The following is a 12,689-nucleotide window of genomic DNA, read 5'->3' as shown; positions in this document are numbered from 1 at the left end:
GGCCGCGGGGATGTCGCAGACCTACGAAAGTCCCGACTTGCCTTCGTCCCCTGTCTCGGCGTTATCGCCGGCCTGGCGACACGTTCTTGATCAGCCTATGGGTATGCGGGCCGAACTGGACCGCCTGCGCCGCCACGCGCCCTTTTACGACGCGACGGTGGACGAGATCGACGGCCGCCGGATACGGATCGGTGATCATTGGCTCACCGATTTCGCGTCGTGCAACTACCTTGGCCTCGATCTCGACCAGGAGATCATCGAGGCGGTCCCGGAGTACCTGGACCGCTGGGGCACCCACCCGAGCTGGTCGAGGCTGATCGCCAGCCCGCGGATGTACGACGACATCGAGCACACGCTCGCAGCTCTCCTCGGTGCCGAGGACGCGCTGCTGCTCCCGACCATCACCCACATCCAGCTGTCGGTGCTGCCCGCCCTCGTGGGCAAGGGGGCCCTCTTCGTCGAGGTGCACGCCCATCAGACGGCACATGACGGCGCGGTCGTGGCCGCGGCCCATGGCGCCGCCGTGGCGCGCTTCCGCGAGGACCGGCTCGACCGGCTGGAACGCCGGCTGCGGACGAGCCCTCACCCCCGGGTGGTGTGCGTCGACGGCGTCCACAGCATGACCGGAAACGGCCCGCCGCTCGCCGAACTCGCGGCGCTCACCCGTGCGCACGACGCCCTGCTCTACGTTGACGACGCCCACGGGTTCGGTGTCGTCGGCGAGCGTGATCCCGCCGCGTCGAGCCCCTACGGCAGCCGCGGCAACGGAATCGTCCGCCATCTCGGCGAGACCTACGACGATCTCGTCCTGGTCGGCGGTTTCTCGAAGGCGTACTCGTCGCTGCTCGCCTTCGTCGCCTGCCCCACGGAGGTGAAGGAGTATCTGAAGTCCACCGCGGGCCCGTACGTCTTCTCCGGCCCGTCGCCGGTGGCGTCCCTGGCGACCGGGCTGGTCGGGCTGCGGGTCAACGCGGAACGCGGGGACGCCATCCGGGCCCGGCTGCACCGCCTGACCAGCCGGTTCCTCGACGGCCTGCGCGGGCTCGGTCTGTTCACGCTCAACGCCAGCGGCTTTCCGATCATAGAGATTCCCCTGGTCGACGCCGCGCAGGCCGAGCCGTTGGGCCGGTTTCTGTTCGAACGGGGGATCTTCGCGAGTGTGGTGCCGTTCCCGGTCGTTCCCCGTGAGCAGGTCGGGGTGCGCATCCAGGTCACCGCGGCCAACACCAACGCCGAGATCGATCATCTGCTGGCCGTCCTGGCCGAGGCGGTCGAGCGGTTTCCCCTGGTGTCGGTCCCGCAGGCCCGCGCCGGCGACTGAACCCCACCTCGCCGAGACAGGCTCCTACCGGGGCCCCCGCATTGCGCCGGAGGCGCCCGACGGCTCTCCCAGGAAGCTCGCCGGAGGCGAGGTGACGGAGACCCCGGACGGCGCCCTAGGCCAGGGGTCCCCGCATTGCGCCGGAGGCGCCCGACGGCTCTCCCAGGAAGCTCGCCGGAGGCGAGGTGACGGAGACCCCGGACGGCGCCCTAGGCCAGGGGTCCCCGCATTGCGCCGGAGGCGCCATGCGGGGCAAGGCGGGCGACCGGATACCGGTCGCGGTCGAGGCGGACGTCGGCATCCCGGACGCGGGCCAGAACGGCGAGGAAATCGGCCCGTGGAATCTCCACCGCACCCAGGTCGATCAGATGCGGGGTCGCGATCTGCACGTCCAGCAGCACCCCGCCGGCCGCGGTGAACCGGGCGTCGAAGTCGGCCAGAGCCACCTTGGAGGCGTCGGTCCGGGTGCGGAACATCGATTCACCGACGAACACGCCGCCGACGCCCACTCCGTACATGCCGCCGACCAGCTCGTCGCCCTCCCAGACCTCGATGCTGTGCGCCCAGCCCAGGGCGTGCAGCTCGGCGTAGCCCTCGACCAGTTGGGGAGTGATCCATTCGGAGGTACCGCCGCGGCGGCAGCCGCGGACGACGTCGACGAAGCGCTCGTCGACGGTGGTGGTCCACCCGCAGTTACGTAGCCGCTTGCGCAGTGTCCGGTTGACCCGCAGCCGGCCGATCGGGATCACCGCCCGGGGGTCGGGGCTCCACCAGGGCAGGTCCAGCCCACCGGGACGGTGCGGGGGCAGATGGGGGATGCGTCGGGCGGCCACCGCCGCCCGCAGGATCTCGCGCAGCCACCCCCCGCCCCCGCGGGTCCCGCTGCTCGCGTCGTCGCTGTCGTCCCCGTGGGCCTCGTCGTCCTCATGGACCTTGCCGCCGTCGGCCTCGCTCGCCGGCCAGGGGAAGGCGCCGGCCCGGTAGGCGCCGATCAACGTCGCCGGATCCAGCTCACCGCCGACGGCGACCGGGGCCTGGCGGGGGCTGCTCAGCAGCGAGAACCCGTCCCATACGGTGGGGCCGAGATCGCGGGGCGGCGCCGTCAGCGCCACGACTTGACCGCCGGCGTCCGATCCGGGGCGACTGGGGCGTTCAGCACGGCACTCTCCATCGTCGGGGAGAGATCGCCGGGACATTCCTCCGTCCGGCCGATCGTCTCCGGATCGATCATGCCAGCCGACGGCGCCCGTCGCCGCAGTTGCTCGGTCACCTGCTCGGATGGGCCCGGATGGCCGAGGAAGTAGCCCTGAGCCAGGTCGCAGCCGAAATCCCGCAGCATCCGCATCGCTCCAGCGGTCTCCACGCCCTCGACGACGATGCGCAGGCCGAGCGCGTGGGCGAGCCCGACCGTCGAACGGACGATCGCCTCGGCCCGGCCATCGACCTCCATGCGTTGGATGAATGACTTGTCCAGCTTCAGCACGTCAACGGGCAGCTCCCAGAGCCTGGCCAGGGAGGAGTACCCGGTGCCGTAGTCGTCGACGGCGATTCCGATCCCCAGGTCGCGCAGCTCCCCGAGTACGGCGGCCGTGCGGACCCGGTCGAGCATCAACGTGGTCTCGGTGATCTCCAGCTCGAGTGCCGTCGGGCTCAGCCCGAAGCCGGAGAGCATGCCGCTGACCTGTTCGGGAAAGCCACGGTCCAGCAGGTCCGAGGCGGACAGGTTCACCGCCACCGCTACGTCGAATCCGGCGGAGTGCCACTGCCGGCACTGGCCCAGGGCGGTCTCCAGCACCTCGATGGTCAGCATCCGGATGAAACCGGCCTGTTCGGCCAGGGGGACGAATTCCTCTGGCCCGAGCAGGCCGCGGCTGGGATGCCGCCAGCGGACCAGGGCCTCCACGGCATTTGCCTGCCCGGAATCGAGGTCGACCTTGACCTGGTAGTGCACCTCCAGCTGGCCGGTGCCGAGCGCCGCGCGCAGGGACTCGATCATGTCGAGGCGGACGAGGCTGTTCACGTCGGAGCCGGGACGGTAGGACTCCACGCCGGTGCGGCCCGACTTCGCGGCATACATGGCCACGTCCGCACGCTGCAACAGGATGTGGGCGTCCTCGGCGTGGTCGGGGTACACGGCGGCGCCGATGCTCGCGCCGACGTGCAGGGTCACCCCGCCGACGTCGAAGGGATCGCCGAGCACGGCCAGCACCCGGTCGGCGACGCGTTTCGCGGCCTCGATGTCCGCGTGTTCGAGCAGGACCGCGAACTCGTCGCCGCCCAGGCGGGCATGCAGGTCGCCGGGACGCAGGGCGTCGGAGATACGGGTTCCGACCTGCGCCAGTAGCGCGTCGCCCACCTGATGCCCCAGCGAGTCGTTGATCTCCTTGAACCGGTCAAGGTCCAGCAGGAGGAGGGCGAAGGTGCCCACCCCGGTGGCGCGCTGCTCGGCCTTCGTCAGCCGTTCGATGAAGCCACGCCGGTTTGCCAGGCCCGTCAGCTCGTCAGTGCGGGCCAGCACCTTGCTTTCGGCGAGCTGCTGGACCTCGATGAAGGTGAACGCGGCGCGGGCCAGGGCCGTCAGCACCGTGGCCGCGGCGAGTCCGACGGTGACCTTTGGCAGCTGGACCGTGGCGCCGAGGACGAGCAGACCGAGCGCGATCACGGTGAGCACCAGTGGGACCGCGATGACGCCCCAGCCGGACATCTTGGCCGGTGGGTGCCAGCGCGGTCGCAGCCAGGCGGCCAGGGCCGGCATGAGCACCGAGAACAGCCACAGCGTGCCGAGGAGGCCGGACCCGGGGTCCTTGTCCGTGGTGACGATGACCAGCAGGAGCGAGTCGGCTATCGCGAAGCCCACCAGCCCGATGCCCAGCAGCCACCACACCCGGCCGGGATGCCAGCCCAGCAGGCTGAACACCGTGACGATCAGCAGGATCAGCAGCAGGTCGGCGAGCGGATAGATCAGGTTCACCGTCATCGTCCACGCGCTGTAGCGCGGATACGCGTTCGCCATCGCCACGCCGATGCCGCTGGTCAGCGCGGCCACGCCGAGCAGGCCGACGAGCGCGTCCATCCAGACGCTCGTGTGCAGCCGGAGCACTCTTCTGCGTAGCAGGAGGATGACGGCGACATAGCACGCCGGATAGAAGAGCAGCCAGCCGAGATCGGCCAGCGACGGCCCGAGGTCGTCGTCCTGCCGGCCGGCGACCGCCGCGTTGTAGTAGATCGTCGCGCCTCCGTAGCTGATGAGCCCGGTACCGAGCAGGGCCCAGGGGAGGCGTTCGCCGCGGATCAACACCGCCCGCGCCAGGCAGATCAGGCCCGAGCCGAGGGCGACGCCGTAACGCAGCGACCCGGTCTCGTTGCCGATGTGGGGCACGGTGACGAACGCGGAAACGGACAGGTAGACCGTGGCGACAATCAGGACGAGCTGGGCAATCCGGATCAGACGGAACCGGCACGGGGGAGGGAGAGAGGCGGTCAACCGGTCATCCCCCCGCAGAGTGGTGGAAACCTGTGCACGTGCCCGGCATCGTGCCGACGGCCATCGCCCGGTGCCGCGGCGACGACACCAGCGGCACCGACGGCCGTCTTGCCTGCCGGTTCGCCGAAGGCCGGTTCGCCGAAAAATATGATCTTTTATGGGTGCGCCGTGGGCGGGCGATGGTGGCGACTCCCCCTCCGGCCCCTCTCCGGTGCCGCCATGGTGCCGACTCCGCAGATCCAGTAATCGACCGGCGCCGATGGCGACCGGTCCTGCGGGAGGAGTAGGGCTACCTCCGTCGAGGGAAAGGGTACGGACACCCCGGAGGTCCCGCCACCCGGGCCTCATGTGACCATCATGACGGAGGCTTGGCCGGGCATGCCTACATTCTCGTGCATCTCAGCCTCTTGTCATTTATATATCGAAATTTGTTGCGATTTGCGGGCGTGGCGTTGGGTTCGGGTGGGGTGACCGCGCGCAGGCGTGGTCGTGTCGTCGACTCATCACGTCAGGGAGTCCCGATCATGGTCACCGCGGCTGGAGGCTGTCGCCGCGCGACAGATGGGAAAATATCGGCTATGTCCCGCTTTCCGCGCTGGAGGCGGGGGAGGAGCGCACATGCGGATCGGTCTGCAACTACCCGACTTCACCTCCCCGCACGGTTCCGGGCGGCTCGGGGAAGATCTGGCCGAGGTGGTCCGCGTGGCGGACACGGTCGGATTCGACTACCTGGCCGTCATGGACCACTTCTTCCAGATCGCGATGGTCGGTCCGGCCGAGAACGAGATGCTGGAGGCGTACACGACGCTGGGTTTCCTGGCCGCCCACAGCCGCCGCGCGAAGCTGCTGACCCTGGTCACCGGGACGGTCTACCGGGCGCCCGGCGCCCTGGCAAAGATCGTCACGACGCTGGACGTGCTCTCCGGCGGGCGGGCCTGGCTGGGCATCGGCGCCGCCTGGTACGAACAGGAGGCGGTCGGTCTCGGTCTGCCGTTCCCGCCGCTGGCCGAGCGGTTCGAACGGCTGGAGGAGACGCTGCAGATCTGCCTGCGGATGTGGAGCGGTGACGAGAGCCCCTTCTCTGGCCGGTACTACCAGTTGGCCCGTCCACTGAATTCGCCGCGGCCGCTGACGCGGCCGCATCCACCCATCCTGATCGGTGGGGGTGGCGAAAGGAAGACGCTGCGCCTCGTGGCCCGGTACGCACAGGCGTGCAACCTCTTCCCCGGTCCCGATCTGGCGCGCAAGCTCCAGGTGCTGCGTGAACACTGCGAACGCGAGGGTCGGAACTACGACGACATCCTCAAGACCGTGGTCTTCTCCTTTGACGTCGGACCGAGGGGGGAGAATGTGGCGAGGATTCTCGACGAGCTGAACGACCTGGCCGAACTCGGTGTCCAGGCGGTTCTCGGTGGCGTGCGCGACGTCTGGCACGTCGAGCCTCTGCACATACTCGGTGAAGAGGTGATTCCGCGGGTCGCCGGGCTCGCCGAGATCTCCTGACCCAGATCTCCCGACCCAGATCTCCAGGCCGGTCCCGAAGGGGGGCAGCTCGTTCTCGGCCAGGCCCGTGCGCGGCGCCGGACCCGGGGACCTCCCGTCAGCCCGAGCGGAGCCGCTGGTCATGAGTCCAACGCGTGTCGGCCGCACTGACCAGGGCAGCCGGCAGGCGATTACCCGGGCAGTCCGGTGACCGGACAGGAAACGGACCTTGAGGGATGTCCAGCGCTCGATTCCGACATTGTCGCCCGTCCGCGGTATCCGTCTGACTACTCTGCTGGTGGGAGAACTGGCGGGGCAGCGGAACGAGGTCGTTGGAACGATGTCGTTGGAACTAGGTCGTCGATGTCGAACGAGAAGCACCCGGGCTGGACTCCGAGTACTCTTCGTCGCTTCCGTGAGGCCCGGGGCCTGACGCAGGACGGCTCGCCGAGCAGGTGCGTGGTCTCGCTGGGGGGAGAAAGCTTCACACCGCCCGCGGCGACCGCGGAAATGGTCCGTCGGCACGAGCTCGGGAAAGTATTCCCGGGAGTCGCCTATCGGCGTGCCTACTGCCTGCTATTCGCGGTCACCGAGCCGGAGCTGGGGTTTCGGCCGGCCGAGCGGCTGCGGCTGCTCGCGCCGCACCGGTATGTCCGGGCGGTACGCGAGTTCGACGAGATCTGGTGCACCCCGAGGGAGACCGTCCCGGCCCCCGGCGTTTCCGCCTCGCCCTGGGCACGGTGCGTCCCTAGTCGCCCCGCTTCATCTACGACAGAGGCGGTAGTAGTAGTATTAGTACTACTACTACTGTAGTAATGCGGGGCGGGATTTCTCCTGTCTGTGACGGCTCGTGGTGCGGACATCACGAGATGACGATCGGAGCGACCGTGGGGCCAACGGAGATCAACGGACTGCCGGCGCACGTCTTGCTCGTGCATGTGGTTGTCATCCTCGTGCCGCTGGCAGCGATGCTGGTGGTGCTGTCCGCGGTGTGGCCGGCGGCGCGGCGCCGGCTGGGCGTCATCACCCCGCTGGTCGCTCTGGTCGCGCTGGTGAGCGTGCCGCTCACCACCCATGCGGGGGAGTGGCTCGAGGCACGCGTGCCCTCGAACGAGCTGGTCCGCCGGCACGCCGAACTCGGCGACACCCTGCTGCCCTGGGCCGCCGGGCTGTTCGTCGCGGCCGCGGCGTCGTGGGTGCTCGCACGCCGCTCGGCCGCCACCGGAACGGAAACGGCTCCGGCGCGCACCGCGACCGGTCCCGGCCGGACGGTGCTCGTGGCGGTTCTCGCCGTGCTCAGCCTGGTCGTCGCCGCCGGTTCGGTCGTGCAGGTCTACCGGATCGGCGACAGTGGTGCCCAGGCCGTCTGGCACGGCAGCTTCAGCCGGACTCCCCTGCCCGGTGATGGGCCTGCCCGGTGATGGGCCTGCCCGGTTCAGGTGAAGGCCTGCGGACGAGGATCCTGCGGTACCGCAGGATCGGGACGGGCCGGATCGGCCTGGGCGGAGTGCTCCACCTCGAGCAGGGACTCCGCGTGCCGTTCGGCCTCGAACGCGGCGGCCCCACCCCGGACTCTGAACAGCCGTTTGCTCACGATGAGGTAGACGACGGCACCGACGTTGATGACAAGCGCTCCGATGCGCAGGACCGTGATCCGCTCGGTGAGTTCGTAGATCTCCAACGGCAGGAACGCCGACGTGGCGACGGCGGCGAAGTACTCGCCCCAGCGCTTGAGTAGCCATAGCCCGATCCCCTCGACGACCTGTACGGCGGCGTAGCCGAACAGCAGCAGCGCGACGAGGAGCAGGGTGTGGGGACGGGTGTGCAGGAGGTGGTGCAGGCGATCGATTGTAGGGGAATGGTCGAGATCGAGACGCAGGACGTCGGCCAGCGGGCGCGCCGCGGGCACGGCCCGGTCGAACAGCTGCTGGAGCTGCCCCTCCGATCGGCGGAACCGGAGGATGGCGTAGCCGATCAGGACCATGAGCAGCGCCCGGAGTATCCGTTCCACGGCGAGCAGCCGCAGGACCGTCGCGTCGCGCAGCGCCCGTCCGCGCAGGAGCAGCGGTGCGTCCTCAGCCGGTCCGGACAGGGCCGGCTCCCCGACGACGAAGTCGCCGCACCGTAGGCACCGCCAGCTGACACCGACGGCGGTCCGGGCGGTCAGCCGCTCGGCCAGCGATGTCTCGTCCGGACGGTAGGTGACGTGGCCCTTGCGGGCACACGTCCGCAGCTCCCAGTTCATCCGCGCCATCCACGTCCCACCCGTGTCTCCAGCCCGCCGCGCTTCTTCCCAACCTAGGCTGACACAGCTTGGCGCGAGAACCCGGTCCGTGGCGGGCGGCCGACCCGTGAGCACCCGGGTTGCAACCGACGGGCATGGCGGGTCGCGTGTCCCCGGCGGGGCACGTCGCAGAAGGGGGAGGCGCTGATCTGGGCGTTTCTGTCGGGCAGCTGGTCTTGGAGGCCAGTTTCGAGGTCCGACAGGGTCGACGATGAGCGCATCATCGCCGCTGGCGGCGTCGAGCGCACGTGGGCGCGGCGTGGCATTCACATCGGTGACTGTGATCATGGCGCTGGTGGTTGGTCTGACGTTTTTGTTCGGGTTCGGGAACGTCTGGCTGCTCGCCCTGAGGCTGGGCGTGCCGGTGTATGTGGCGCCGTTGGTGGCGCCGGCGGTGGATCTGTCGGTTCTTGGTCTGTTGATCGCGATTCGTGAGCTTGCGGTGCGTGGTGCGCCTCGTGCGGAGATCCGGCCGGCGCGTCGGTTGCTGGTGTTCGCGGGGTGTCCTTGCCCGGGTCGCGGGTGGATTCGTGGACTGTTCTGGGTGTCGACGACGCCCCGGTCGAACCGGTCGAGCGGTATCTGGCTTATCTGAGCGATATCGAGCGGTCTCCGAACACGGTCAAGGCCTACGCCCACGATCTGAAGGACCACTGGGTCTTTCTGGGGTGGCGGGGGCTGGACTGGCGGGAGGTGCGGCTGGAGGACATCGGCGAGTTCGTGGCCTGGTTGCGGCTGCCGGCGGCAGGCCGGGACGGGCGGGTGGCGGTGCTGTCGTCGGTGGAGCCGGCGGTGTCGGCGTCGACGGTGAACCGGAAGCTGTCGGCGTTGGCCGCGTTCTACGCCTACCAGGTGCGTCATGGCGTGGAGCTGGGCGAGTTGCTGACGACGTGGGGGTCGCCGGGCCGCCGCGGTGGGTGGAAGCCGTTCCTGCATCACGTCGGCAAAGGCAGGCCGCAGCCGCGGCGCGTGATCGCGTTGAAGACCGCGAAGAAGCTGCCTCGGGTCCTGGCGGCGGCCGAGGTGCAGGCTGTGCTGGATTCCTGCACCCGGCTGCGGGACCGTTTCCTGTTCGCTGTTCTCTACGACACCGGGATGCGGGTCGGCGAGGCGCTGGGCCTGCGGCATGATGATATCGACGCGGCCGCCTGCGAGGTCACTGTCGTGGCGCGGGACAACGACAACGGGGCTCGGTCGAAATCCCGGGGGCGGCGGATGGTCCCGGTGAGCGCCGGCCTCGTCCGCCTTTACGCGGACTACCTGCATGGCGAGTACGGGGACCTGGACTCCGACTATGTGTTCGTCAACCTGTTCGCCGAACCGCGTGGGCAGGCGTTGTCCTACCCGGCTTCCTACGATCTGGTGAAAAGGCTACGGAAACGCACCAGGATCGATTTCGACCCACACTGGTACCGGCATACCTATGCCACCCGGCTGCTGCGCGACGGGGTGCCTCTCGAAGTGGTGTCCACTTTACTGGGTCTTCGAAGTTAACCGGGGTGGGCGTGAGGCCCCAGCCAGTTTGGTAACTGTGCGTAATGTTGGCTCGACGTGGCCTGCTGTGACCTGATGTGGCATGCCTCGTGTCGTGACATGAATCGCCCGCAACCCCTGGCGATCTTGGTTGTTCCTGACGCAACCGAGAGGCCACGGAGCTACGGGCTTGGACGATCATACGAATGACGCGACGCGGTTGCTCGACATCGACGGTCTGACGGTGTCGCGCGTCGAGATGCTCGCGGACAGGACACGGCAGGTGTGGCTTGCGACCGCGGACGAGACAGCGCGGGCGTGCCCGGGTTGCGGGGTGTTCGCGCGCAGGGTCAAGGGCGTCGTGACCACTCGGCCGCGTGACCTGCGCTACGGCCCGTCCCCCCTGCGACTGGTGTGGGTCAAACGCCGCTGGTACTGCCAGGAGCCGCTGTGCGCGAAGCGGTCGTTCACCGAGTCGCTGCCGGCGGTGCCGGCGCGGGCACGGTTGACGACCCGGCTACGCGAGCAGGCCGGCCGACTCGTGGTCGACGGGATCTGCGCGACGGTGGTAGCCAGCGCGCGGCACCTTGCGCTGTCCTGGCCGACGGTCATGGACGCGGCGCGCGACGTGGCCGCGCCGTTGACCGACACCGCCTCACCGCCGGTGGACGTGCTCGGGATCGACGAGACCCGCCGAGGCCGGCCGCGCTGGCGGCCCGCGGACCGCGTTCCCACACCGGCGTCCCCCGAACCTGCTGGCGGCGGGCCCGCCGTCCCTGCGCCCGCCGAGACCGTCGAGCCCGACCCGGCGGGTGGCGAGCCGGCGAAGACCCGGGTGCTCGCCGACCGGTGGCATGTCGGATTCACCGACCTGGCCGGCGGGCAGGGCATGCTCGGCCAGGTCGGAGGGCCGCACCGCCGACGACGTCGCGTACTGGCTGGCCAGCCAGACACCGTCCTGGCGCGACCGGATCACCCACGTGGCGATCGACATGTGCACGGTGTTCGTCGCCGCGGTCCGCCGCTACCTGCCGGGCGCCACCCTGGTCGTCGACCACTTCCACGTCGTGAAACTCGCGAACGACGCCGTCACAGAGGCCCGCCGCCGGGTCACCACCCAGCTACGGGGCCGCCGCGGCCGCGACACCGACCCCGAATGGAAGATCCGTAACCTGCTGACCCGCAACCGCGAGAACCTCACCGACCGCCAGCTGACGAAACTGTGGAACACCCTCATCGACCTCGGCGAACCCGGCCAGACGATCCTGACCGCCTGGATCGCCAAGGAAGAACTACGCGCGCTGCTCGCACTCGCCCGCACCCACCCCGCCCGCACCGTGATCGCCTACCGGCTCACCAGGTTCTACACCTGGTGCGCCGACGCCGCCGTCCCCGAACTCGAACGCCTCGCCACCACGATCAGCACCTGGTGGACCTGCATCGAGGCGTTCCCGCACAGCGGCATCACCAACGCCGCCAGCGAAGGCCACAACCGGGTCGTCAAGCTCGACGCCCGCAACGCCTTCGGCTACCGCAACCCCGAAAACCAGCGGCTACGAACACGCTGCGCAACCACCCGCCGAACCCGCAGATGCCTCAACCCCGCTTAACTTCGAAGAGCCAGCATAGAGCCTTTTCAATCTCTGTTTGTCTGATTCTTTCGGCCGTTGAGGATCGCCAATTGACGAATTGAACGGGCACTGGTTCCGGTCGTTCCTGGGGGTGTCCGGGAGGTTCGGTGCCGACCGCGAGGGCTTCCGCGACCTGGTGGCCCAGGTGTGTCTGGGCGAGATCGGGGCGATCTTCGGGTTGGAGGTGTCCGGGCTGGCCCGCTCGTCGGCGGACTTCGCCCGCCTGCTGGAGTTGGCCCGTCTGACGGATGCGCTGCTGGTGGACGCCGACGGTGTCTACGATCTCGCGGACATCAACGACCGCCTCCTGCTCGGGCTGAAGGGCAGTATGTCCGAGTGTGAGCTGCACCTGCTGACGGGCCGGCTGCAGGGCGCGAAACGGGCCGCGGCCGAACGCGGCGAGCTGCGTTTCCCGCTGCCGGTCGGCTACGGCTACGACGACGAGGGTGTCTGCGTGATCGACCCGGATCAGGAGGTGCAGGGGGCCATCCGGGACGTCTTCGCCGCGTTCGCCGCGGGCGGCTCGGCGTTCCAGGTGGTGGCCGCGTTCGTTCGGCGGCGGTTCCCGCTGCGGGCCTATGGGGGGATCTGGGCCGGGCAGTTGCGATGGGGCCGGCTGACGCACTCCTGGGCGCTGGGGGTGTTGTCCAACCCGTGCTATGCGGGCACCTACGTCTACGGCCGGTACGCCACCTGCCGGACGGTGCGCCCGGACGGCACCGTGCACACCGGGGTGCGGCTGCGCCCGCGCGAGCAGTGGCCCGTGGTGCGCCACGGCCACCACGAGGGTTACATCAGCTGGGAGGAGTATGTGGCCATCGAGGCGAGGCTTTCGGCCAACTGCACCCACCAGGGGGCCCGCCTGGTGCGGGAGGGCCTGGCCCTGTGCCAGGGGATCATGTTCTGCGGGTCGTGCGGGCGGCCGATGACGACCCGCTACTACCCACAGGGGCGGGCGGCCTACGGCTGCTCGTCGTCGCGCGCCGACCACGAGGCCACCCCCACCTGCCGGTC

The 12,689-nt window shown here is 69.4% G+C and carries 10 protein-coding genes and 2 pseudogenes; 8 read left to right on the top strand and 4 right to left on the bottom strand.

Annotated elements, in window-relative coordinates; all coding sequences use genetic code 11:
- Nucleotides 1-97 precede the first annotated feature (97 nt).
- Nucleotides 98-1,321 carry an aminotransferase class I/II-fold pyridoxal phosphate-dependent enzyme gene (locus FRANCCI3_RS18900; protein WP_308726830.1) on the top strand — a complete coding sequence of 408 codons (1,224 nt, stop codon included), beginning with the start codon at nucleotides 98-100 and terminating at the stop codon, nucleotides 1,319-1,321.
- A gap of 209 nt (nucleotides 1,322-1,530) precedes the next feature.
- Here the strand turns inward: FRANCCI3_RS18900 and aat are convergent, their stop codons facing one another.
- Together aat and FRANCCI3_RS18890 are read right to left on the bottom strand one after the other, a co-directional pair.
- Complete coding sequence (gene aat, locus FRANCCI3_RS18895) at nucleotides 1,531-2,433, bottom strand: leucyl/phenylalanyl-tRNA--protein transferase (protein ID WP_023842058.1); 903 nt, start codon at nucleotides 2,431-2,433, stop codon at nucleotides 1,531-1,533.
- Nucleotides 2,424-4,805 (bottom strand): putative bifunctional diguanylate cyclase/phosphodiesterase, encoded by a 2,382-nt coding sequence (locus FRANCCI3_RS18890; RefSeq protein WP_011438115.1) that lies wholly within the window; start codon nucleotides 4,803-4,805, stop codon nucleotides 2,424-2,426. The genes aat and FRANCCI3_RS18890 overlap by 10 nt, the downstream gene beginning before the upstream one ends.
- 618 nt (nucleotides 4,806-5,423) lie before the next feature.
- Here FRANCCI3_RS18890 and FRANCCI3_RS18885 point away from each other — a divergent pair.
- Both FRANCCI3_RS18885 and FRANCCI3_RS18880 read left to right on the top strand, forming a co-directional pair.
- Complete coding sequence (locus FRANCCI3_RS18885) at nucleotides 5,424-6,308, top strand: LLM class F420-dependent oxidoreductase (RefSeq protein WP_011438113.1); 885 nt, start codon at nucleotides 5,424-5,426, stop codon at nucleotides 6,306-6,308.
- Nucleotides 6,309-7,174: 866 nt separating this feature from the next.
- Nucleotides 7,175-7,708: a DUF2231 domain-containing protein gene (locus FRANCCI3_RS18880; RefSeq protein ID WP_011438111.1), complete on the top strand. Its 534-nt coding sequence runs from the start codon at nucleotides 7,175-7,177 to the stop codon at nucleotides 7,706-7,708.
- A gap of 14 nt (nucleotides 7,709-7,722) precedes the next feature.
- On the opposite strand, the gene FRANCCI3_RS18875 is transcribed toward FRANCCI3_RS18880, so the two are convergent.
- Nucleotides 7,723-8,541, bottom strand: a complete 819-nt coding sequence (locus FRANCCI3_RS18875; RefSeq protein ID WP_011438110.1) for a DUF2127 domain-containing protein — start codon at nucleotides 8,539-8,541, stop codon at nucleotides 7,723-7,725.
- A 241-nt stretch (nucleotides 8,542-8,782) separates the two neighbouring features.
- On the opposite strand from FRANCCI3_RS18875, the gene FRANCCI3_RS28800 reads away from it, so the two are divergent.
- From FRANCCI3_RS28800 to FRANCCI3_RS29175, 3 genes and pseudogenes are all read left to right on the top strand, one after another.
- A complete protein-coding gene (locus FRANCCI3_RS28800) occupies nucleotides 8,783-9,166 on the top strand; it encodes a hypothetical protein (RefSeq protein WP_308726829.1) in 384 nt (127 codons plus the stop codon).
- Nucleotides 9,094-10,065 carry a tyrosine-type recombinase/integrase gene (locus FRANCCI3_RS18870; RefSeq protein ID WP_011438109.1) on the top strand — a complete coding sequence of 324 codons (972 nt, stop codon included), beginning with the start codon at nucleotides 9,094-9,096 and terminating at the stop codon, nucleotides 10,063-10,065. The genes FRANCCI3_RS28800 and FRANCCI3_RS18870 overlap by 73 nt, the downstream gene beginning before the upstream one ends.
- A 238-nt stretch (nucleotides 10,066-10,303) precedes the next feature.
- Nucleotides 10,304-10,615: pseudogene (locus FRANCCI3_RS29175) on the top strand (transposase family protein); the annotation flags it as partial.
- 84 nt (nucleotides 10,616-10,699) lie between these two features.
- Here FRANCCI3_RS29175 and FRANCCI3_RS28355 read toward each other — a convergent pair.
- Entirely contained in the window at nucleotides 10,700-11,038 is a 339-nt protein-coding gene (locus FRANCCI3_RS28355; RefSeq protein WP_035958723.1) for a hypothetical protein, read from the bottom strand.
- Between FRANCCI3_RS28355 and FRANCCI3_RS27575 the strand changes: the two genes are divergently transcribed.
- Together FRANCCI3_RS27575 and FRANCCI3_RS28350 are read left to right on the top strand one after the other, a co-directional pair.
- A complete protein-coding gene (locus tag FRANCCI3_RS27575) occupies nucleotides 10,983-11,654 on the top strand; it encodes a transposase (protein WP_235463181.1) in 672 nt (223 codons plus the stop codon). The two genes, FRANCCI3_RS28355 and FRANCCI3_RS27575, sit on opposite strands and share 56 nt — an antisense overlap.
- A 112-nt stretch (nucleotides 11,655-11,766) precedes the next feature.
- Nucleotides 11,767-12,666, top strand: a pseudogene (locus FRANCCI3_RS28350) (recombinase family protein); the annotation flags it as partial.
- Nucleotides 12,667-12,689: the final 23 nt, after the last annotated feature.

The sequence above is a fragment of the Frankia casuarinae genome, from assembly GCF_000013345.1.
Lineage (GTDB): Bacteria > Actinomycetota > Actinomycetes > Frankiales > Frankiaceae > Frankia > Frankia casuarinae.
The sequence above is the reverse complement of the archived record's forward strand: the minus strand, read 5'-3'. Positions and strand labels throughout refer to the sequence as shown.

Excerpts from the sequence above, each read along its gene's own strand:
- FRANCCI3_RS18900 (WP_308726830.1), top strand. The coding sequence starts at position 98 with ATGGGTATGCGGGCCGAACTGGACCGCCTGCGCCGCCACGCGCCCTTT.
- FRANCCI3_RS18875 (WP_011438110.1), bottom strand. The coding sequence starts at position 8,541 with ATGGCGCGGATGAACTGGGAGCTGCGGACGTGTGCCCGCAAGGGCCAC.
- FRANCCI3_RS28800 (WP_308726829.1), top strand. The coding sequence starts at position 8,783 with ATGAGCGCATCATCGCCGCTGGCGGCGTCGAGCGCACGTGGGCGCGGC.
- FRANCCI3_RS28355 (WP_035958723.1), bottom strand. The coding sequence starts at position 11,038 with ATGTCGATCGCCACGTGGGTGATCCGGTCGCGCCAGGACGGTGTCTGG.
- FRANCCI3_RS18885 (WP_011438113.1), top strand. The coding sequence starts at position 5,424 with ATGCGGATCGGTCTGCAACTACCCGACTTCACCTCCCCGCACGGTTCC.